Genomic DNA, 331 nt, shown 5'->3' on the forward strand with positions numbered 1-331 from the left:
GCGATCTCGACCGGCGCCAATTACCAGGGCACCGCGCTCGACCCCTCGCAGTTCATCATCGCCGCAACACCGAAGCCCGGCGTCGACTTCGTGCAGATCGAGGACGCCATCGACAAGGTCATTGCCGATATCGCGCAGAACCCGCCGCGCGCCGAGGACCTCGAGCGGGTCAAAACCCAGTTGATCGCGGAATCGATCTACGCGCAGGATAATCAGGCGACGCTGGCACGCTGGTATGGCGGCGCGCTCACCAGGGGTTTGAGCGTCGACGATATCAGGAGCTGGCCCGAGCGCATCCGCGCCGTCACCGCCGAACAGGTCCGCGAAGCCG

Annotated in this window: 1 pseudogene; it reads left to right on the forward strand. The window is 65.6% G+C overall.

Going from position 1 to position 331, the window contains the following annotated elements:
* Positions 1–331: pseudogene (locus tag ACZXDY_RS46585) on the forward strand (insulinase family protein); the annotation flags it as partial.

This window comes from Bradyrhizobium sp. LeoB3 (assembly GCF_055456055.1).